The organism is Pseudomonas kurunegalensis (assembly GCF_030291635.1).
Classification (GTDB): domain Bacteria; phylum Pseudomonadota; class Gammaproteobacteria; order Pseudomonadales; family Pseudomonadaceae; genus Aquipseudomonas; species Aquipseudomonas monteilii.
The window spans coordinates 1,244,484-1,263,857 of record NZ_CP127871.1; the positions used below are offsets into that span (position 1 = coordinate 1,244,484).

Sequence of the window (19,374 nt, forward strand, 5' to 3'; positions counted from 1 at the left end):
CAGTCCTCACTTTTCGCCCCGCAGGCGGGTTCAAAGGCGGGCGACTCGTGGATTGCAGCGCTACGCCGTTGTGGTCTGCCATTGCTGCCATTCATAGATGTGGGAAGAAAAGGCAATGTACAGGCAGTCGGACTTGAGCTTCAGTTTTCAGCCCCTTGCCAGCAAGGTCGGGTTTGAGGTGGTCTCCTTCACCCTCGACGAAGCTGTCAGCACACCCTTCCAGTTGAGCCTGGAACTGGTCAGCTATGAAGACACCGTCGATTTCGGCCACGTCCTGGACAAGCCTGCGCTTTTTACCATCTGGGGTCGCGAGCGCCCGCTGCGCCATGTGCATGGGCTGGTCAGTACATTCACCCAAGGTGAAACGGGGTTTTGCCGCACGCGTTATCGTGCCGTGGTCGAGCCGCTGCTGGCCCGCGCCAACCTGCGCTCGAACTGGCGTATTTTTCAGCAGAAATCCGTCCCGCAAATACTAGAGCTGATGCTCAAGCGCCAGGGCATTACCCAGTACGAACTGCGCGCCAGCAAGGATCATCAGGTCCGCGAGTTCTGTGTGCAGGCGGGTGAGACAGACCTTGCGTTCATCGCACGGCTGGCGGCAGAGGAAGGCTTCGTCTATCGCTTCGCACACAGTGAAAAGCTGCACAAGCTGATCATTACCGACCGGCTGCAATCATTGGGGTTGATCAGCCATGGGGCCATCAAGGCCGAGGATGAAGACGAGGGCTTCGACAAAGGCGACACCCCTTTGACCCCTGACACCGTGCTGTACCAGTCCGACAGTGGGGGCGACCAGCCAATTCCCTGCCTGCGCCGCTTGCACTACAGCGAGCAGGTACGCACCGCGCGCCAGGTACAGCGTGACTACACCTTCACCAACCCGGCCTACCGCCAGGAACACAGAGCGTCCGGCCCCTTCCTGGAACACCAGTCTGGCGAGTACGAACGCTTCGATTACCCAGGCCGCTACAAACGTGACGTGGCAGGTAAGCCATTCACCGAAAACCGCATTACCGCCCTGCGCCATGATGTTCGAATCGCCGAAGTACAAGGTGACGATGTGCGCTTGCAGCCGGGACTCAGTTTCACCCTGGCAGGTCACCCGCGCGACGACCTCAACGCGCATTGGCGGGTTAACACTGTCACCCATGAAGGCAGCCAGTTCACCAGCCTGCAAGAAGAAGCCGCCGGTGCCGACCAGGGCACGCGGTACGTGCAAACCGCACAACTCGTGCCCGGCAGAACCGAGTGGCGCCCAGCCCCGCTGAAGCGGCCTCGGGTCGATGGGCCGCACATGGCGACCGTGGTCGGCCCGCCCGGTGAAGAGATCTATTGCGATGAGTGGGGGCGGGTCAAAGTAAGTTTCCCTTGGGACCGTGAGAGCCAGGACAACGAGTTCAGTTCTTGCTGGGTGCGAGTGTCCCAAGGTTGGGCCGGCGGCAGCTGGGGCTCGATGGCCATCCCGCGCATCGGCCAGGACGTGATCATCCAGTACGTCAACGGCGACCCGGACCAGCCGATGATTACCGGGCGTACCTATTGCGGCAACCAGTTGCCGCCCTATGACCTACCCGACCACAAGACTCGCATGACCATCAAGAGCCAGACCCACAAGGGCGATGGCTTCAATGAACTGCGCTTCGAGGATGAGTTGGGTAAACAAGAGGTTTTCATTCATGCTGAAAAGGACCAGAACAATGTGGTCAAGCATGATGAAACAACCCGCGTTGGGCATGACCGTTGCGAATGGGTGGGGAATGACGAGCGTGTTGAAGTCGGGCATGACCGCTCGAAACAGGTGAAGAATGACGAGCTCACGGTCGTTGGGCGCGACCAGCGAATAGAAGTTACCCAGGACCGTATCCAAGTGACCGGGCGTAATCAGGAAACGATCACCAGGCAGCACTCAACCAGCCATGTGGGCGGCGATCGTCATGAAAAGACGGTTGGGCATCATGTGTGTTCGACCGAGGGTAATTCAAGCCATGAGGTAGCAGGGCGCTTTAAGTTGACCGTTGAAGAGTCCATCGAGTCGCGCTCAACCGAAATAACCGTCCGTGCAGGCCAACGACTGTCGTTGGTAGGGCCAACGGGGCGAATTCTGATTGATGAAAATGGCGTAACGATAGAGGCAACGGCAATCAACCTGAAAGGCAGGGTCAATGTTCAATCACAGCCTGTCGGTAACGCTCACTGGGTAGGAGAAGGTGTATCACCGTCCGGGCCCCTTCAGGAATTTTTCCGATTTATTAGTCCCGATACCGGGCTACCTATGGCCGGTCACCCCTATGAAGTCAAACGGGCTAACGGGAAAATATTTCGAGCGATGACGGATGAGTCAGGAAGAACGCTAACTTTCAACTCGAGCTTCAATGAAGTGTTTGAGGTTTCTCCATTATCTAATACGTCTAATTCGCTAACGTTGCAAGCCAGTTATTGGGATGACGATGTAGAGGGGCTGGAAATCGATTTCAAACGCTGAATCAAGGTGAGTGTAGAGATGGAAGAACGGAATGAAAGGAAGATGGCAGGCCGCCCTAGAAACGGCCGGGCGTTGACCACTGCAAAACCCACTGCTGTTGGTGTGATCGTCCCCGTCACCGACCCGCCAGACCTGTGGTACCTGTGCGAGAAAGCCCGCTATGCACGACGCTTTCCTTATATTCGGAGTGATGGCGAACGTGCCATGTATCAGCGTCGCGTTTCAACCTGGGTTCGCCTTGATAATGAGAATTTCGCCTACCGTTTTCCCTATTGCGGGGAAGTCGGATTCAATATGAGCCACAGGCCGCCAAGCCCGGTCATGAGCAAGGACGAACCTTTTCGGCCAAGTACATTTCCGCTATCGAAATACAGTTTGATGAAGAACCGGCTTCTGGACGGTCTATCAGCATTGTTGGTGGAAGTTGATTTGCTTGACAAGGTAGAGTTGGAAAATGTCCTGTCGTGGACCCTGGAGGAAGATGGCAAGAAAGTTGAAGTTGACCCACGAATTGTGAGGATCCTTAAGGGTGGCAAGGTCAAGGGGCTTTTGCGAATTCCCGATGTGCTGCGTTTGAAGGTTTATGACAACCCTGGTGAGGCTCAGTACAGCCAGGCGAATTTAAAGTCTGTCATTGAAATGAAATTCCCGGGTGACGTGTTGTCTCCTGCTCAGCAGGAAGCTTACGAAATCATTGCAGGGCCTGCTGGCTTGCGCGTGCTGTATACCGAGACCTGTGACTGTGCAGACAGGGAGCAGTGGCGTGAGTGGGTAAAAGGCAGCGAGAAAGACCCGGTGTACAAGCCTGTTCAGCAAGTGACCAGCCTGGCTTCTCGAATGAGCATCGAAAAAAACAAGCTGCTGGTTGGGCGCATTGATGAAGAACATGAAAAAGCGCGTCGGCTTCTGGGCGGCCAGTTACCGCACGTTGAAGGCCCGCAATGGGAGGCTGCACCCGACCCCAGGCTGATCGAGGCCCAGAATCGCCGCGCGATAGCTGGCCTTGAAATAGTTTTAGCCGCTCCTTTTGTTGCTGCAGCGGCAGGCGCTGCTGCCAACGTTGTGGTACCCGCCAGAGTCGTGGCTACAGGAACAGTTGTAGCGAAAAGTGCAGGTCAAAGCGTTCCCTATCGCGCTGTTATAGAAGCAGTTGCGAGAAAGGTTCTACCCGCTTCAGCAGCTGTGTCTGCACCTGCTTTCGCCGATCCACCCGATGAGGCTACGCAGCCGCAGAAGTACCCTGCGATTGACTGGAACGTGTATCAGATGCCCGCTTCTGCACAGAATTATGTCATTTGGGAAAATGCTTCGGTGAATACCAATGAGTGAAGATGAGTTCAACAAAGCGTTCGCTTCCCATCGTAATGACTTCGTCTATTACGATGAACTGGATGGGGAGTCTGTAGTCATCAATGTGGGTCTGGTTGCATCCTTTCAGATAACTAAATCCTACACACCCGAAGGGCGGCAGCGCATCGTTGATGCCGTGGAAATATTCTGCCGTTACCACGGTGACAAACTGAAGTGGGGATACAGGGGCGCAGAGGACATGCTGGCGCATGACTACTCCCCAGCCAGCGTGAAAGCAACGCTGGCTTACTTGGCGGGTGACGGATTCGCCGAGCCGCTGGCTTTTCGCTGGGCGTCTGTAGAGGGCTATGGCAACGTGCCGGATTACATGATCGACGGCTATTCGCCTGCCGGTTGGATGGAGGAAGTTCATGGCACCTTTACTACCCTCCGTTTCTATTTGCCTGTCGCGGAGATTCTGCAAGGCAGAAAGGAACGATTTGAAGCGTTACTGCATGAAATGTGCTGCGCGCTTGAACCCCTGCATGCCGCTGCGGGGCTGGGGGTGCAACATACTTATCAGTGGGAGGATTTCCAACACGTTGAATATGAAGTGGCTATGACCTACCAAGGCCTGGATCTCGCACGGCCTCGGGGCAACCCAAGTTGGCGGTCAGGTTATAGCAACCTGAATTGGTACACCTACATCAACAGCGCCTGGATGAGCAAGCTGGGTACTCAGGACGCGTTATTGGCGAAGCTGGATGACATCAGGATAGGCGTTCAGTATTTGCCTAAGGGCACTTTGCTGCGTGCCGGGGACTGGCCTGCACTCTGGAAGGTTGGCTTTGATGAGAAACCTGAACACTATGTCAGGGTCAATGAACTGATCAAAAGCCTGCGAGTGGAAGATATAGGCGCGTTGCATTACGGCTCCATCGCGGGAGAAACGCGCATGACCCAGCTCATCAGCAATGCCTGGCTCAGAAGGTTTGATCTGCCTCCGGGGAAAGCGCTGCCCACAGCGCCTCTGCGCTATCGGTATGTTTCCGCAGCCGAAAGAGAACAAGTGGCCAATCGCAAGCGCATTCTTGATGACTTTCTGGCAACTTCAAACGCTAAGCTGCCAGGCAGTTAGCAAGCACCGTTGTCTGAAAAAGCTGTTGTTGGCCTCAAGGCCGAATCTCGATCAACGTCCCATCCCGCACCAGGTCCCACACTTCCTGCATGTCACGGTTACGCATGGCAATGCAGCCATCGGTCCAGTCCAGGGTATGGAAGTACCATTCCGGGTATTCGTCGTTGATCGGCGTGCCGTGGATCATGATCATGCTGCCGGCACTCACCCCTTCGCGGGTGGCACGGGCGGCGTCGCTGATGTTCGGGTAATTGATGTGCATGGCCAGGTTGAAACGGTCGCTTTGCTTGCGCCAGTCCAGCCAGTACAGGCCTTCGGGGGTTTTCTTGTCGCCTTCGCGCTCTTTGGCGCCCTTGGGCTGCTTGCCCAGGGAAATGCGGTAGGTTTTCAGCGGCTCGCCACGGCTGATCAGCTGCAGGCGGCGCTCGGACTTGATCACCAGCACCTTGTCGATCAGCGGTTGCATGGCCTGCTGCGAAGGCGAAGGCGTTTGCGCTGCCGGTACGGGCTTGCGGATGATGGTCTCGGTGAAGGCCGCCTGGGACACCGAGGTAACGCAAAGGCAGAAAAGGGCAAGCAACCAACGCATGTAACGGTATCCCTGAAGGCTTTTCTATGTAGAGGTCGTGGTCGAGACGTTCATCGGCGGCAGGTACTCATGGCCAATGGGGTAGTGCTGCCCGATGCGGTCGCGATAGTAGCATTCTAGTGTGCGCGTGACGGTGCGGAAAGCCAGCTCGCCCCACGGTATCTCATGTTGTTCGAACAAGCGCACCTCCAGGCTTTCGACACCCACATCAAAGGCAAGGTCCGCCAGCTCGGCGCGGAAGAACACATGCACCTGGTTGATGTGCGGCAAATCGAACAGTTGGTACAGGCTCATCGACCCGACCCGGGCGCAGGCTTCCTCGACAGTTTCGCGACGGGCGGCCTGGTCGAGGGTTTCGCCGTTCTCCATGAAGCCGGCGGGCAACGTCCAGTAACCCCGGCGTGGCTCGATGGCGCGCCGGCATAGCAGCACCTGGCTGCCCCAGGTTGGCAACACGCCAGCAACGATGTTGGGGTTCTGGTAGTGGATGGTCTGGCAAGACTCGCAGACATACCGCAGGCGGCTGTCGCCTTCGGGGATCCGCTGTATGACTGGCTGGCCGCACGCGCTGCAGAATTTCATGTGGAGGTCCTTATGCTTGGGGCTATCTTGGCGCGCCGGCAAGGCCGCCGCAAGCGCAGGGGCTTGGGTGCTTCGCGGCTTTGGTGCATCATGCAAGGCAGGCCTTGGATACGAGTGTGCGCAATGCTGGACGAGCTACTTCGCCGAATGAGCAACCACCAACCCGCATCATTGGAAACCGACCGGCGGTTCCCTGAAGCGGCGGTTCTTTTGCCCATTACCCGCAGCGAAGCGCCCGAACTGGTCCTTACCTTGCGCGCCAAGGGCCTGTCCACACATGGTGGCGAAGTGGCCTTTCCCGGTGGCCGTCGCGACCCGGAAGACCCGGACCTGGTGTTCACCGCGCTCCGTGAAGCCGAAGAAGAAATCGGCCTGCCGCCGGGGCTGGTGGAAGTGATCGGCCCGCTCAGCCCGCTGATTTCGCTGCATGGCCTTAAAGTGACGCCATTCGTCGGGGTTATTCCCGACTTCGTCGAATACCGCGCCAACGACGCCGAAATCGCGGCAGTATTCACCGTGCCGCTGGAATTCTTCCGCCAGGACCCGCGCGACCATACCCACCGTATCGATTACCAGGGGCGCAGCTGGTACGTGCCCAGCTACCGCTATGGCGAATACAAGATCTGGGGGTTGTCGGCGATCATGATCGTGGAACTGGTCAACGTGTTGTTCGATGCCGGCATCAGCCTGCACCAGCCCCCTGAGCGTTACATCGAAAACTGAGCGGGGCCAACCCCGCCGTCTGCGTTCCAGCCTGAGGAGCAAGCATGAAATACCGCCTGGGCGACCTGCGGGTCGAGAGCCACCCCACCAGTTGGGCCGCACCCAACGCCACGCTGATTGGCAACGTGTGCCTGCAGGCCGATGCCAGCGTATGGTTTGGCGCGGTACTGCGCGGGGATAACGAGCGGATCGACATTGGCGAGGGCAGCAACGTGCAGGATGGCACGGTGATGCACACCGACATGGGCTCGCCGCTGACCTTGGGCAAGGGCGTGACCGTTGGCCACAACGCCATGCTGCATGGCTGCACGGTGGGCGACTACAGCCTGGTCGGTATCAATGCGGTGATTCTCAACGGCGCGCGCATCGGCAAGCACTGCATCATCGGCGCCAATGCACTGATCGCCGAGGGCAAGGAAATCCCCGATGGGTCGCTGGTGATGGGCTCGCCGGGCAAGGTGGTACGTGAATTGACCGAGCAACAGAAGCGCATGCTCGAAGCCAGCGCCGCGCACTATGTGCATAATGCCCGGCGTTATGCGCAGGAACTGGTGGTTGATGATGAGTGATGTTGCAGAGCGGCCGGTAGCCTCGCCGTGCGTGAGCATTTGTGCGCTCGACGAGCAGGATATCTGCACCGGATGCCAGCGTACCGTGGCGGAGATTGGCCGCTGGGGGCGGATGGACAATGACGAGCGGCGGGCGGTGTTGAAGCTTTGCCATGAACGGGCAGTAGCCGCCGGCCTCATCCTGTAGGTTGATGCAGAACCCTGTAGGAGCGGCCTTGTGTCGCGATGGGCTGCGAAGCGGCCCCCTGCAATTTGTGCATCTGCGCTGAAATCTTGGGGCTGCTTCGCAGCCCATCGCGACACAAGGCCGCTCCTACAGGGAGTGCCGTTGCCTGTCGAAGAAGCCAGCGGTAATCTGTAGGGCTTGCCCACAGACGACTCGCCATGTTCTATCTGATTGCCTACATAAGCAGCGTAGTGCTGATCAACTACGCCTTCTCTAGCGCCCCGCACCTGGACATCATCTGGTCCGCCTGGGGCGGCCTGGTGTTCATCCTGCGCGACATGGTGCAGACCCGCTTCGGCCACGGCGCCCTGGTGGCCATGCTGGTGGCCTTGGTGCTGTCCTACGTCACCTCGGAGCCGGCCATCGCCTTGGCCAGCGCCACCGCGTTCTTCATTTCCGAGCTGATCGACTGGCTGGTGTTCAGCATCACCCGCCGGCCGCTGCGCGACCGCCTGTGGCTGAGCTCGGCATTGAGCATTCCGGTGGATACCTTCATCTTCTTCGGCATGATCGGCGCCCTGACGCCTGCGATAGTCGGCACCGCCATGGCCTCGAAGTTTGCCGGTGTCACCGCCGTGTGGCTGGCCATGGCATTTCGCGCCCGGCGGGCCGCCGTTGCCGGTTGATGGTGTAGAATAGCGGTCCTTTTTCAGCGGGCCGTACCAAGCCTGGTACGGCCCCGGATGCCTTCGAGGACCTGAAATGACCCGTATCGGAACCCCCTTGTCGCCCACCGCGACCCGTGTACTGCTGTGCGGCTGTGGCGAGCTGGGCAAGGAAGTGGTGATCGAGCTGCAGCGCCTGGGCGTCGAGGTGATCGCCGTCGACCGCTACGCCAATGCCCCGGCCATGCAGGTGGCGCACCGCAGCCACGTGGTCAACATGCTCGATGGCGTGGCCCTGCGGGCCGTGATCGAAGCCGAAAAGCCGCACTACATCGTTCCGGAAATCGAAGCCATCGCCACCGCCACCCTGGTCGAGCTGGAGAACGAAGGCTTCAACGTGGTGCCGACTGCCCGTGCCACCCAGCTCACCATGAACCGCGAAGGCATTCGTCGCCTCGCCGCCGAAGAGCTGGAGCTGCCAACGTCGCCCTACCACTTCGCCGACACCTATGAAGACTTCGCCAAGGGCGTGGCCGATGTCGGCTACCCGTGCGTGGTCAAGCCAGTAATGAGCTCGTCGGGCAAGGGCCAGAGCCTGCTGCGCAGCGATGCCGATTTGCAGAAGGCGTGGGACTACGCCCAGGAAGGCGGCCGCGCTGGCAAGGGCCGGGTGATCGTCGAGGGCTTTATCGACTTCGAATACGAAATCACCCTGCTGACCGTGCGCCATGTGGGGGGTACCACCTTCCTGGAGCCGGTTGGTCATCGCCAGGAGAAGGGCGATTATCAGGAATCGTGGCAGCCGCAGGCCATGAGCCCGAAAGCGCTGGCCGAATCCCAACGCGTGGCCAAGGCGGTCACCGATGCGTTGGGTGGTCGTGGCCTGTTTGGCGTGGAACTGTTCGTGAAGGGCGACCAGGTGTGGTTCAGCGAAGTCTCGCCACGCCCGCATGACACGGGCCTGGTCACCCTGATTTCCCAGGACCTGTCGCAGTTCGCCCTGCATGCCCGTGCCATTCTCGGCCTGCCGATTCCGGTGGTGCGCCAGTTTGGTCCGTCGGCCTCGGCGGTGATCCTGCCGGAAGGGCAGTCGCAGCAGACCAGCTTCGCCAACCTGGGCGCAGCGCTGAGCGAGCCGGATACCGCCATTCGCCTGTTCGGCAAGCCGGAAATCAACGGCACCCGCCGCATGGGCGTGTGCCTGGCGCGTGACGAGTCGGTCGAGCTGGCGCGGGCCAAGGCGACCCGCGCTTCGCAGGCGGTCAAGGTCGAGTTTTAAGCTGCAAGCTGCAAGCTGCAAGCTGCAAGCTGCAAGAGGGCGCGTATCTCTTGCAGCTTGCAGCTAGAGGCTTACAGCTCGGTATTGCGGGTTTCTTTCAGGCACAGCACAGCAATCAGGCTGATCACCGCCGCCGCCGACACATACCCTCCCACCCAGCTCAACCCACCCATGCTCACCAGCTTCTGGGCAAAGAACGGTGCCGCCGAAGCCCCGACAATCCCGCCCAGGTTATACGCCGCCGAAGCGCCGGTATAACGCACGTGGGTCGGGAACAGTTCAGGCAGCAGTGCCCCCATCGGCGCAAAGGTCACGCCCATCAGGAACAGCTCGATGGCCAGGAACAGCGCCACACCGGTGGTCGAGCCCGAGGTCAGCAGCGGTTCCATGGTAAAGCCCGAAGCCACCGCCAGCAGGCCACCGACGATCAGCACCGGCTTGCGCCCGTAACGATCGCTGAGCCAGGCCGACAGCGGCGTGGCCAAGGCCATGAACACCACCGCGAAGCACAGCAGGCCGAGGAACGTCTCGCGGCTGTAGCCCAGTGCGGTCACGCCATAGCTCAGTGAGAACACTGTAGAGATGTAGAACAGCGCGTAGCACACCACCATGGCCGCAGCGCCCAGCAGGGTTGGCACCCAGTACTTGGAAAACAGGTCGACCACCGGCATTTTCACCCGCTCGTGGCGGGCAACGGCCTTGGCGAATACCGGGCTTTCTTCAAGCTTCAGGCGCACATAGAGCCCCACCAGCACCAGCGCGGCGCTGAGCAGGAACGGAATACGCCAGCCCCACTCACGGAACTGCTCGTCGCTGAGCACCAGGGCCAGGGTCAGGAACAGGCCGTTGGCAGCCAGAAAGCCGATCGACGGCCCAAGTTGCGGGAACATGCCGAACCAGGCGCGTTTGCCTTCCGGGGCGTTCTCGGTGGCCAGCAGCGCCGCGCCACCCCATTCACCGCCCAGGCCCAGGCCTTGGCCAAAGCGCAGCAGGCAGAGGATGATCGGCGCCCACACGCCAATGCTGTCATAGCCTGGCAGCACGCCAATGGCCGTGGTGGACACACCCATCAGCAGCAGCGAGGCGACCAAGGTTGATTTACGGCCGATGCGGTCGCCAAAGTGGCCGAACAGCGCCGAGCCCAATGGGCGGGCAAGGAAGGCAATACCAAAGGTAAGGAACGCCGCCAGCATCTGCGCAGTGCCCGACCCCGACGGGAAGAACACCGGGCCGATCACCAGGGCAGCGGCGGTGGCGTAAACGTAAAAGTCGTAGAACTCGATGGCGGTGCCGATAAAGCTGGCTGTGGCCACCCGTGCCGGCGAGTTGACCGGCGCGGCAGGCGCTTCGGCATAGGTGCTGCTGGTTGTCATTAAGTAGGTCCCTAACAGTCTGGTCCGGCTCCATGGGCTTTGCCCGCGACGATGTGCAATGCAAAAGGGCAGGCACAGATGCGCGGACGCCGGAGCGTTTTGTTGTTGTGTGCGCCCGACTGACGATAGCCCAAGGGGGATAGGGGCGGGGCGGGCTCTGTTCGGGGTGTTGAAGCAGGACCGCAGGGCGTGTCAGTGGAGCGGACTGGCCGTGTAGCGCCGGGTGCGGGTAGCAGGCGGGACGGCGGGGCTGGGTAAGCGTGACCCGAGTATAGCTATCGGGTCACGGTCCACACCAGTACCTTGCTGGCACAATTGTCCTCTGTTTCGAGGATTTCCAGGCGATAGCGGCCGATCTTCAGGCAAACGGCGCTTTCCGGGATGCTCTCCAGCGCTTCGGTCACCAGCCCGTTGAGGGTTTTCGGCCCGCCGTCGCAGGGCAGGTGCCAGCCCAGGGTACGGTTGATTTCGCGTAGCGAAGCGGTGCCATCGATGACGAACGTGCCATCGGGCTGTGGGTGTACATGGGGGTTGTCCAGGCTTTGCTCGTCCTCGAACTCGCCGACGATCTCTTCGAGGATGTCTTCCAGGGTGACAATGCCCAGCACCTCGCCGTACTCATCCACCACCACACCCAGCCGGCGCTGTTGCTTGTGAAAATTCAGCAGCTGCATTTGCAGCGGCGTGCTTTCCGGCACGAAATAGGGTTCGTAGCAGGCGCTGTGCAGCGCCTCCAGGGTCAGTTCGGCCTTGGGCAGCAGGTGGCTGATCAGCTTGGTGTTGAGGATCGCCTCAACCTGGTTGATGTCGTTGTGGTACACCGGCAGGCGGGTGTGGCGGCTGACGATCAGCTGTTCGATGATGCGCTCGATCGGCTCGTCGAGGTTGATGCCGTCCACTTCATTACGCGGTACCAGGATGTCGTTGACGGTGATCTTGTCCAGCGATTGCAGGCCGTCGAGCAGCCCGTGGCGGGGTGTTTCGTGTTCTTCGTCTTCGTCGAAGTCATCGACTTCCTGCGGGTGCAAGGCCACTGCGGTTGGTTGCACGCGGAACGGGCGCAGCAGCAGTTTGGCGAAGCCGTCCAGCAGGCAGGCCAGCGGCTGCAGCAGGGCGAGGGGCACTTTCAGCAGGCTGGCACCCAGGCTGACGAACGCCTGTGGGTTGCGCCGGGCCAGGCGCCGTGGCAGGTACTCGGCAAATACCAGCAAGGCGAAGGTAGCGGCCAACCCCGCCAGCCAGAAGCCGTGCTCGCCGCTATGACGCTGACCCAGCAGGCAGGCCAGGCCCAGCACCAGCAGCTTGCCAAGGCTGGCACACAGCACCAGGGCCTGGGCCGGCAGGGCGAGCGTGCCGTCTTCGTGGGTGCGCAGCGAGCCATTGAGCTGCAGGCGGGCGGCATCCACGGCAGTGAACAGCGCTGACCACAACAGGGCCAGTGCGAGGGTGCCGAATAGCGGTGCGTACGGCAGGGTGTCCATGGGCGGCCGTCAGATATGCAGGATGAATTCGCGAACCAGCTTGCTGCCGAAGTAGGCCAGCATCAGCAGGCAGAAACCGGCCAGCGTCCAGCGGATAGCCTTGTGGCCGCGCCAGCCGAGGCGGGTGCGGCCCCACAGCAGTACGCTGAACACCACCCAGGCGACACAGGCCAGCAAGGTCTTGTGCACCAGGTGCTGGGCGAACAGGTTGTCGAGGAACAGCCAGCCAGAGATCAGCGACAGCGACAACAGGCACCAGCCGGCCCAGAGGAAGCCGAACAACAGGCTTTCCATGGTTTGCAGGGGCGGGAAGTTGCGGATCAGCCCGGACGGGTGCTTGTTCTTCAGCTGGCGGTCCTGCAGCAGCAACAGCAGTGACTGGAATACTGCAATGGTGAACAGCCCGTAGGCCAGGATCGACAGCAGGATGTGCGCGAGGATGCCGGGTTCTTCGTTGATCAGCGGCACCGTGCCGGGTGGCGCGAACTGGGCCAGCAGCGCGGTTACCGCACCCAGCGGGAACAGTAGCACCAGCAGGTTTTCCACCGGTATGCGCAGGCAGGCCAGCAGGGTCAGGGCAATGACGGCCACGGCGATCAGGCTGGCGGCACTGAAGAAGTCCAGGCTCAGGCCCAGCGGGGTGATCAGCTGGAAGAACAGTGCGCCGGCCTGGGCCAGCACCGCGAAGGCACCCAGCAGGCCAAGCAGACGCTTGTCGGCCTTGCGGCCCTGGGCGAGGTGCGTGCCCTGGTAGATGGCCGCTGCTATATAGAGGCCGGCGGCGATCAGGTTGGGGATGAGGCTGGGTGAGGAGACCATAAGTCCTGGTTGGCGAGCCTTAAAGAGACGGAGTTTGGCATAGTGAGCTGCAAGCTGGAAGCCGCTAGCTCTAAGCTGCAAGCTTTAAGCTGCAAGCTTCAAGAAAAAGCAGCCATCACGCGCATCAGCTCTTGCTTGTGGCTTGTGGCTTAGAGCTTGCCGCTCGGAAGCCAAGGTGTGCGCCGCCGCCGCACTTCGCTATAATCGCCGCCTTGCTGTGCCCGGCGGGTGTGTATTTCCCCCTGGGCGCCTGACAAACCTCGGCTTTTACTGGGCCTGAAAGGATCACCATGTTCGAAAACCTGACCGACCGCCTGTCACAGACGCTGCGCCATGTCACCGGCAAGGCCAAGCTGACCGAAGACAACATCAAGGACACGCTGCGCGAAGTGCGCATGGCCCTGCTCGAGGCCGACGTTGCCCTGCCGGTGGTCAAGGATTTCGTCAACAGCGTCAAGGAACGTGCGGTCGGCACCGAAGTGTCGCGCAGCCTCACCCCGGGCCAGGCGTTCGTGAAGATCGTCCAGGCCGAGCTGGAAAGCCTGATGGGCGCGGCCAACGAAGACCTCGCGCTGAACGCCGCCCCGCCAGCCGTCGTGCTCATGGCCGGCCTGCAGGGCGCGGGTAAGACCACCACCGCCGGCAAGCTGGCGCGCTTCCTTAAAGAGCGCAAGAAAAAGAGCGTGATGGTGGTGTCCGCCGACGTTTACCGCCCGGCGGCGATCAAACAGCTGGAAACCCTGGCCAACGACATCGGTGTCACCTTCTTCCCGTCCGACATCAGCCAGAAGCCGGTGGCCATTGCCGAAGCGGCCATCCGCGAAGCCAAGCTGAAGTTCATCGACGTGGTCATCGTCGACACCGCCGGCCGTCTGCACATCGACGCCGACATGATGGACGAGATCAAGGCGCTGCACGCTGCGGTCAAGCCGATCGAGACCCTGTTCGTGGTCGACGCCATGACCGGCCAGGACGCCGCCAACACCGCCAAGGCGTTTGGCGAGGCGCTGCCGCTGACCGGCGTGGTGCTGACCAAGGTCGACGGTGATGCCCGTGGCGGTGCTGCGCTGTCGGTGCGTGCCATCACCGGCAAGCCGATCAAGTTCATCGGTATGGGTGAGAAGACCGAGGCCCTTGAGCCGTTCCACCCCGACCGCGTCGCTTCGCGCATCCTCGGCATGGGCGACGTGCTCAGCCTGATCGAGCAGGCCGAGCAGACCATCGACAAGGCCAAGGCCGACAAGCTGGCCAAGAAGCTGAAGAAAGGCAAGGGCTTCGACCTCGAAGACTTCCGTGACCAGCTGCAACAAATGAAGAACATGGGCGGCCTGGGCGGCCTGATGGACAAGCTGCCGAGCATCGGTGGGGTCAACCTGTCGCAGATGGGCAACGCACAAGGCGCCGCCGAGAAGCAGTTCAAGCAGATGGAAGCGATCATCAACTCCATGACCCCGGCCGAGCGCCGCGACCCTGACCTGATCAGCGGTTCGCGCAAGCGCCGTATCGCCCTGGGTTCCGGCACTCAGGTGCAGGACATCGGCCGGCTGATCAAGCAGCACAAGCAGATGCAGAAGATGATGAAGAAATTCTCTGCCAAAGGCGGCATGGCCAAAATGATGCGCGGCCTGGGCGGCATGCTGCCTGGCGGCGGTATGCCGAAGCTGTAAACCTCTATTCCGGGCGCCTGCCTTTTGTCGGGCAGGTGCCCAGAACCCCCGCCTTGGCGGGGCAACGGCCGCGGATTTCGCGGCGCAACCGGCAAATCTGGACGGTGGGGCAGGGCCTTGCCGAAAAAGTCATTTGCAAATGTCCGTGTATTCCCCGAGAATATGCGGCCTTTTGGGCACCCGTGTGCCTATTTGGCATTCAGATTTGCAGTACAAACTGCAACACCGACTATAGGAACGATGTTCACATGGTAACCATTCGTCTGGCCCGTGGCGGCTCGAAAAAGCGCCCATTCTACCACCTGACCGTGACCAACTCGCGTAACGCCCGTGACGGCCGTTTCGTTGAGCGCGTTGGCTTCTTCAACCCGATCGCATCGGGCGCCGAAGTCAAGCTGTCGGTCAACCAAGAGCGCGTCACCTACTGGCTGAGCCAGGGCGCACAGCCGTCTGAGCGCGTTGCTCAGCTGCTGAAGGACGCTGCCAAGGCCGCTGCCTGAACAGTATGAACGCGACGCCAGAAAAGGCTGATGACCTCATCGTCGTCGGCAAGATTTTTTCGGTTCACGGCGTTCGCGGCGAGGTGAAGGTGTATTCCTTTACCGATCCGATTGAAAACCTGTTGGATTATCCGCGCTGGACGCTTCGGCACGAAGGCAAGGTAAAGCAGGTCGAGCTGGTCAGCGGTCGTGGCTCCCAAAAGGGCCTGGTCGTGAAGCTGAAAGGCCTCGAGGATCGCGATGAAGCCCGTCTTCTGAGCGGTTATGAAATCTGCATTTCGCGGAGCCTTTTGCCCAACCTGGCGGCCGACGAGTACTACTGGTACCAGTTGGAAGGCCTGAAGGTCATCAACCAGGACGAACAACTGTTCGGCAAGGTCGATCACCTGTTGGAGACCGGTGCGAACGATGTAATGGTGGTCAAGCCCTGCGCAGGCAGCCTGGATGATCGCGAGCGTCTGTTGCCCTATACGGCGCAATGCGTGCTCAACATCGACCTGGAAGCAGGCGTGATGCGGGTTGAATGGGACGCGGACTTCTAAACGATGGGTAACCTTCGCGTAGACGTCATCACGTTGTTCCCCGAGATGTTCTCGGCCATCACGGAGTACGGCATTACCAGCCGCGCGGTGAAACAGGGGTTGCTTCAGGTGACTTGCTGGAACCCGCGGGACTACACCACAGATCGTCACCACACGGTAGATGATCGGCCGTTTGGCGGTGGTCCGGGCATGGTGATGAAAATCAAGCCTCTGGAAGATGCCCTGGTTAGCGCCAGGCAAGCGACCGGAGCAACGGCAAAGGTGATCTACCTTTCGCCACAAGGCCGCAAGCTGACTCAGCAGGCGGTCAAAGGCCTGGCCGAACAGGAATCGTTGATCCTGATCGCCGGTCGTTATGAAGGCATCGACGAGCGCTTTATCGAGGCTCATGTCGATGAGGAGTGGTCGATTGGCGACTATGTGCTTTCCGGTGGCGAGCTGCCGGCCATGGTACTGATCGATGCGGTTACACGGCTGCTGCCCGGAGCTTTAGGGCATGTGGACTCGGCGGAAGAAGATTCCTTCACCGACGGTCTGCTGGATTGCCCGCACTACACCCGACCTGAGGTGTATGCGGATCAGCGTGTTCCCGACGTGTTGCTAAGTGGCAACCATGCACATATCCGGCGTTGGAGGATGAAGCAGTCCCTTGGTAGGACCTTCGAACGACGCGCCGATCTTCTGGAAAGTCGCTCGCTTTCTGGAGAAGAGAAGAAGCTGCTCGAGGAATACCTCCGCGAGCGGGACGATAGTTAAACGTATCGATGGTGGATCGCGTATCCATCTTAGGAGCACAGCATGACCAACAAGATCATCCAGCAGCTCGAAGCCGAGCAGATGAGCAAGGAAATCCCGACCTTCGCACCAGGCGACACCGTTGTCGTTCAGGTTAAAGTGAAGGAAGGTGAGCGTTCCCGTCTGCAGGCGTTCGAAGGCGTTGTTATCGCCAAGCGTAACCGCGGTCTGAACAGCGCTTTCACCGTGCGCAAGATCTCCAGCGGCGTTGGCGTAGAGCGTACCTTCCAGACCTACAGCCCGCAAATCGACAGCCTGGCCGTGAAACGTCGTGGTGACGTGCGTAAAGCCAAGCTGTACTACCTGCGCGACCTGTCCGGCAAAGCCGCTCGCATCAAGGAAAAACTGTCCTGAGTACAGTTTGCCCGGTGGCCGAGGCCGCCTAGCGAGAAAAAAGCAGCCTTCGGGCTGCTTTTTTGCGTTTTGAAACCCCGAAAATGTGAATGCCATGACTACCCGAGACCAGGAAATCCAGCGCCGCACCGAATTGTCGGTGACTCGCGTGACCAAGGCGGTGTTCCCCAACACCACCAACCACCACAACACCCTGTTCGGCGGCACCGCCCTGGCCTGGATGGACGAAGTGTCGTTCATTGCCGCCACGCGCTTCTGCCGCTTGCCGCTGGTGACCGTGTCCACCGATCGCATCGACTTCAAGCACCCGATTCCGGCGGGCTCGATCGTCGAACTGGTAGGCACGGTAATCAAGGTCGGCAATACCAGCTTGCAGGTGCAGGTGGACGTGTTTGTCGAGAACATGTACCTGGACGGCCGCGAACGGGCCATTCACGGTGTGTTCAGCTTTGTCGCCATTGACGAGGACAAGCGCCCGGTGCCAGTGCTCCCGGGCGCTTGAGTGTCAGGGCTCCGGGGCAGGCTCAATCAACGCCACCAGGGTCCATCCCGGTTGTGGCTGTAGCGGGTTGTCGGGGCTGGCGACATGCACCCAGCCATGCCCGTCGCGCGCGAACAGCAAGTGTGCACGCTCGCCATGCAGAGCCTGGTAGGCATCCCAGCCAAAGCCTTCGGTCAGGTTGGTGCTGTACAGTTCGGCGCCCTGATGCAGGCGGTTGGCCAGTTGCAGATAGGTCATCGGGCTGGCCCCCAGTAGATGCCCCCGATGCTCTTCGGTAGCTCGGTGCTTGTCGCTGCGTTGCTTCTCCAGGCCGCTGGCCAGCACGAACAGCCGGCCGTTACCGAAGTCATGGCGAAACCTTGCGCAGGCCAGGGCGTTGATTTCGCCAGCGGGAGACAGCCCCAGCAAGTGCCCGAGTCCGACCAGGTCCAGGTGCGCGTCGGCATGTTGCGAGGCGGGGTTGCCAAAGTAGGTCGGTAGCCCGTCCATGCGCGCGGCGCGAATGTTTTCCCAGCTGGAGTCTGTCAGCAAAACCCGACAGCCCAATTGCTGCAGGGCTTTGGCGATGGCCCGGGCCGGCTCGTTGGCACCGACCACCAGAAAACCACTGGGCGCCGGTTCGGCGACCTTGAGCAGGCGTGCCAGCGGCCTGGCCGTGGCGCTTTGCAGTACCACCGTGCCGATGATCACGGCGAAGGTCAGCGGCACCAGCAGCAAGGCGTCCGGGTGCCCGGCCTGATGAAGGCGGATGGCGAAAATCGCTGAAACGGCGGCGGCAACGATACCGCGCGGGGCAATCCAGGCCAGCAGTGCCCGTTCCCGCCAACTGAGCGGCGAGCCCAGTGTGGCCAGCCACACGTTCAGCGGGCGTGCCAGCAGCTGGATCACCAGCAACAACGCCAGTACCGCCGGGCCTAGGCCCAGCAGGGCATGCAGGTCAAGGCGCGCAGCCAGCAGGATGAACAGGCCGGAAATCAGCAGTACGCTGAGGTTCTCCTTGAAGTGCAGGATCTGCCGCACATCCACCCCGCGCATGTTGGCCAGCCACATGCCCATCACGGTCACTGCCAGTAACCCGGACTCGTGCACGATCTGGTTGGCGGCGATGAAAATACCCAGCACCGCCGCCAGTGATGCGAGGTTGTGCAGGTATTCCGGCAGCCATTGCTCGCGCATGATCTGCCCCAGCAGCCAACCCCCGGCCGCACCCAGGGCGGTACCGCAGAAAATGACCCCCGCAAAGGTGGTGAGGCTCTGGAACAGGCCATTGCCGTCTGCACTGGCGATGATGAAGCTGTACACCACCACGGCCAGCAGCGCACCGATGGGGTCGATCATGATCCCTTCCCAGCGCAGGATGTTGGCGATGGTCGACTTTGGCCGCACCACGCGCAGCATCGGCACGATCACAGTGGGGCCAGTCACAAGGGTCAAGGTGCCGAACAGAATCGCCAGCGGCCAGTCGAACCCCAGCAGCCAGTGGGTCGCCAGGGCGATGACCAGCCAGGTGACCAGCGCGCCCACGGTGACCAGGCGATGCACCACGCTGCCGATTTCGCGCCACTGCGACAGGTGCAGGGTGAGGCTGCCTTCGAACAGGATCAGCGCCACTGCCAGCGACACCAGCGGCATCAGCAGCGGGCCGAACAACGCCTCGGGGTCGAGCCAGCCCAGTGCCGGGCCGGCAATGATCCCGGTCAGCAGCAGAAACAGAATCGCCGGTAGCTTCAGGCGCCAGGCCAGCCACTGGCAGGCCAGTGCAGCGGCGCCGATGCCGCCGACGCTAAGTAGTATCTGCTCTTCGCTCATGTGGGCTCCCTATGCCTGCGCTGTTATGAAAGACTAAGCATCAATCCGC

19 protein-coding genes and 1 pseudogene are annotated in these 19,374 nt (G+C 60.8%); 14 read left to right on the plus strand and 6 right to left on the minus strand.

Annotated elements, in window-relative coordinates; translation table 11 throughout:
• Positions 1 to 115 precede the first annotated feature (115 nt).
• The 3 genes and pseudogenes from QQ992_RS05560 to QQ992_RS05570 all read left to right on the plus strand — a co-directional run.
• Positions 116 to 1,828 (plus strand): annotated as a pseudogene (locus QQ992_RS05560) (type VI secretion system Vgr family protein); the annotation flags it as partial.
• Between the two features lie 672 nt (positions 1,829 to 2,500).
• Entirely contained in the window at positions 2,501 to 3,811 is a 1,311-nt protein-coding gene (locus QQ992_RS05565; protein WP_286112533.1) for a VRR-NUC domain-containing protein, read from the plus strand.
• Positions 3,804 to 4,910: a type VI immunity family protein gene (locus QQ992_RS05570; RefSeq protein WP_286112535.1), complete on the plus strand. Its 1,107-nt coding sequence runs from the start codon at positions 3,804 to 3,806 to the stop codon at positions 4,908 to 4,910. The genes QQ992_RS05565 and QQ992_RS05570 overlap by 8 nt, the downstream gene beginning before the upstream one ends.
• A 34-nt stretch (positions 4,911 to 4,944) precedes the next feature.
• Here the strand turns inward: QQ992_RS05570 and QQ992_RS05575 are convergent, their stop codons facing one another.
• Both QQ992_RS05575 and QQ992_RS05580 read right to left on the minus strand, forming a co-directional pair.
• Positions 4,945 to 5,499: a L,D-transpeptidase family protein gene (locus QQ992_RS05575; RefSeq protein WP_105946866.1), complete on the minus strand. Its 555-nt coding sequence runs from the start codon at positions 5,497 to 5,499 to the stop codon at positions 4,945 to 4,947.
• A gap of 24 nt (positions 5,500 to 5,523) precedes the next feature.
• A complete protein-coding gene (locus tag QQ992_RS05580) occupies positions 5,524 to 6,081 on the minus strand; it encodes an NUDIX hydrolase (protein ID WP_286112537.1) in 558 nt (185 codons plus the stop codon).
• Positions 6,082 to 6,204: 123 nt separating this feature from the next.
• Here QQ992_RS05580 and QQ992_RS05585 point away from each other — a divergent pair, with 123 nt between their 5' ends.
• From QQ992_RS05585 to purT, 5 genes are all read left to right on the plus strand, one after another.
• A complete protein-coding gene (locus QQ992_RS05585) occupies positions 6,205 to 6,804 on the plus strand; it encodes a CoA pyrophosphatase (RefSeq protein WP_105946864.1) in 600 nt (199 codons plus the stop codon).
• A 44-nt stretch (positions 6,805 to 6,848) separates the two neighbouring features.
• Positions 6,849 to 7,373 (plus strand): gamma carbonic anhydrase family protein, encoded by a 525-nt coding sequence (locus tag QQ992_RS05590; RefSeq protein ID WP_286112539.1) that lies wholly within the window; start codon positions 6,849 to 6,851, stop codon positions 7,371 to 7,373.
• Entirely contained in the window at positions 7,363 to 7,560 is a 198-nt protein-coding gene (locus QQ992_RS05595; protein ID WP_016713006.1) for a DUF1289 domain-containing protein, read from the plus strand. Before QQ992_RS05590 ends, QQ992_RS05595 begins: the two co-directional genes overlap by 11 nt.
• 197 nt (positions 7,561 to 7,757) lie before the next feature.
• Entirely contained in the window at positions 7,758 to 8,225 is a 468-nt protein-coding gene (locus tag QQ992_RS05600; protein WP_060497399.1) for a 7-cyano-7-deazaguanine/7-aminomethyl-7-deazaguanine transporter, read from the plus strand.
• A 76-nt stretch (positions 8,226 to 8,301) separates the two neighbouring features.
• Entirely contained in the window at positions 8,302 to 9,483 is a 1,182-nt protein-coding gene (gene purT, locus QQ992_RS05605; RefSeq protein ID WP_198752067.1) for a formate-dependent phosphoribosylglycinamide formyltransferase, read from the plus strand.
• Between the two features lie 71 nt (positions 9,484 to 9,554).
• On the opposite strand, the gene QQ992_RS05610 is transcribed toward purT, so the two are convergent.
• The 3 genes from QQ992_RS05610 to QQ992_RS05620 form a co-directional block, all read right to left on the minus strand.
• Positions 9,555 to 10,856, minus strand: coding sequence for an MFS transporter (locus QQ992_RS05610; protein WP_286112540.1), 1,302 nt, complete (start codon positions 10,854 to 10,856; stop codon positions 9,555 to 9,557).
• 275 nt (positions 10,857 to 11,131) lie between these two features.
• A complete protein-coding gene (locus QQ992_RS05615; RefSeq protein ID WP_286112542.1) occupies positions 11,132 to 12,337 on the minus strand; it encodes a transporter associated domain-containing protein in 1,206 nt (401 codons plus the stop codon).
• A gap of 9 nt (positions 12,338 to 12,346) precedes the next feature.
• Positions 12,347 to 13,156, minus strand: a complete 810-nt coding sequence (locus QQ992_RS05620) for a cytochrome C assembly family protein (protein WP_110742207.1) — start codon at positions 13,154 to 13,156, stop codon at positions 12,347 to 12,349.
• A gap of 290 nt (positions 13,157 to 13,446) precedes the next feature.
• Here QQ992_RS05620 and ffh point away from each other — a divergent pair, with 290 nt between their 5' ends.
• From ffh to QQ992_RS05650, 6 genes are all read left to right on the plus strand, one after another.
• Positions 13,447 to 14,823, plus strand: coding sequence for a signal recognition particle protein (gene ffh, locus QQ992_RS05625; RefSeq protein WP_012270758.1), 1,377 nt, complete (start codon positions 13,447 to 13,449; stop codon positions 14,821 to 14,823).
• 248 nt (positions 14,824 to 15,071) lie between these two features.
• The gene (gene rpsP, locus QQ992_RS05630; protein WP_008094480.1) at positions 15,072 to 15,323 is read left to right on the plus strand and encodes a 30S ribosomal protein S16; all 252 of its coding nucleotides are present in this window, start codon (positions 15,072 to 15,074) and stop codon (positions 15,321 to 15,323) included.
• Positions 15,324 to 15,328: 5 nt separating this feature from the next.
• Positions 15,329 to 15,865, plus strand: a complete 537-nt coding sequence (rimM, locus tag QQ992_RS05635) for a ribosome maturation factor RimM (RefSeq protein ID WP_016712999.1) — start codon at positions 15,329 to 15,331, stop codon at positions 15,863 to 15,865.
• A 3-nt stretch (positions 15,866 to 15,868) separates the two neighbouring features.
• Entirely contained in the window at positions 15,869 to 16,621 is a 753-nt protein-coding gene (gene trmD, locus QQ992_RS05640; RefSeq protein ID WP_087502637.1) for a tRNA (guanosine(37)-N1)-methyltransferase TrmD, read from the plus strand.
• Positions 16,622 to 16,663: 42 nt separating this feature from the next.
• Positions 16,664 to 17,014, plus strand: coding sequence for a 50S ribosomal protein L19 (rplS, locus tag QQ992_RS05645; protein WP_003252148.1), 351 nt, complete (start codon positions 16,664 to 16,666; stop codon positions 17,012 to 17,014).
• A gap of 94 nt (positions 17,015 to 17,108) precedes the next feature.
• Positions 17,109 to 17,516, plus strand: coding sequence for an acyl-CoA thioesterase (locus QQ992_RS05650; RefSeq protein WP_010952562.1), 408 nt, complete (start codon positions 17,109 to 17,111; stop codon positions 17,514 to 17,516).
• 3 nt (positions 17,517 to 17,519) lie between these two features.
• Here the strand turns inward: QQ992_RS05650 and QQ992_RS05655 are convergent, their stop codons facing one another.
• Positions 17,520 to 19,325 (minus strand): cation:proton antiporter, encoded by a 1,806-nt coding sequence (locus tag QQ992_RS05655; RefSeq protein WP_286112544.1) that lies wholly within the window; start codon positions 19,323 to 19,325, stop codon positions 17,520 to 17,522.
• Positions 19,326 to 19,374 lie beyond the last annotated feature (49 nt).

Coding starts and splice junctions, on each gene's coding strand:
- QQ992_RS05565 (WP_286112533.1), top strand. CDS start 2,501: ATGGAAGAACGGAATGAAAGGAAGATGGCAGGCCGCCCTAGAAACGGC.
- QQ992_RS05570 (WP_286112535.1), top strand. CDS start 3,804: ATGAGTGAAGATGAGTTCAACAAAGCGTTCGCTTCCCATCGTAATGAC.
- QQ992_RS05575 (WP_105946866.1), bottom strand. CDS start 5,499: ATGCGTTGGTTGCTTGCCCTTTTCTGCCTTTGCGTTACCTCGGTGTCC.
- QQ992_RS05580 (WP_286112537.1), bottom strand. CDS start 6,081: ATGAAATTCTGCAGCGCGTGCGGCCAGCCAGTCATACAGCGGATCCCC.
- QQ992_RS05585 (WP_105946864.1), top strand. CDS start 6,205: ATGCTGGACGAGCTACTTCGCCGAATGAGCAACCACCAACCCGCATCA.
- QQ992_RS05590 (WP_286112539.1), top strand. CDS start 6,849: ATGAAATACCGCCTGGGCGACCTGCGGGTCGAGAGCCACCCCACCAGT.
- QQ992_RS05595 (WP_016713006.1), top strand. CDS start 7,363: ATGATGAGTGATGTTGCAGAGCGGCCGGTAGCCTCGCCGTGCGTGAGC.
- QQ992_RS05600 (WP_060497399.1), top strand. CDS start 7,758: ATGTTCTATCTGATTGCCTACATAAGCAGCGTAGTGCTGATCAACTAC.
- purT (WP_198752067.1), top strand. CDS start 8,302: ATGACCCGTATCGGAACCCCCTTGTCGCCCACCGCGACCCGTGTACTG.
- QQ992_RS05610 (WP_286112540.1), bottom strand. CDS start 10,856: ATGACAACCAGCAGCACCTATGCCGAAGCGCCTGCCGCGCCGGTCAAC.
- QQ992_RS05615 (WP_286112542.1), bottom strand. CDS start 12,337: ATGGACACCCTGCCGTACGCACCGCTATTCGGCACCCTCGCACTGGCC.
- QQ992_RS05620 (WP_110742207.1), bottom strand. CDS start 13,156: ATGGTCTCCTCACCCAGCCTCATCCCCAACCTGATCGCCGCCGGCCTC.
- ffh (WP_012270758.1), top strand. CDS start 13,447: ATGTTCGAAAACCTGACCGACCGCCTGTCACAGACGCTGCGCCATGTC.
- rpsP (WP_008094480.1), top strand. CDS start 15,072: ATGGTAACCATTCGTCTGGCCCGTGGCGGCTCGAAAAAGCGCCCATTC.
- rimM (WP_016712999.1), top strand. CDS start 15,329: ATGAACGCGACGCCAGAAAAGGCTGATGACCTCATCGTCGTCGGCAAG.
- trmD (WP_087502637.1), top strand. CDS start 15,869: ATGGGTAACCTTCGCGTAGACGTCATCACGTTGTTCCCCGAGATGTTC.
- rplS (WP_003252148.1), top strand. CDS start 16,664: ATGACCAACAAGATCATCCAGCAGCTCGAAGCCGAGCAGATGAGCAAG.
- QQ992_RS05650 (WP_010952562.1), top strand. CDS start 17,109: ATGACTACCCGAGACCAGGAAATCCAGCGCCGCACCGAATTGTCGGTG.
- QQ992_RS05655 (WP_286112544.1), bottom strand. CDS start 19,325: ATGAGCGAAGAGCAGATACTACTTAGCGTCGGCGGCATCGGCGCCGCT.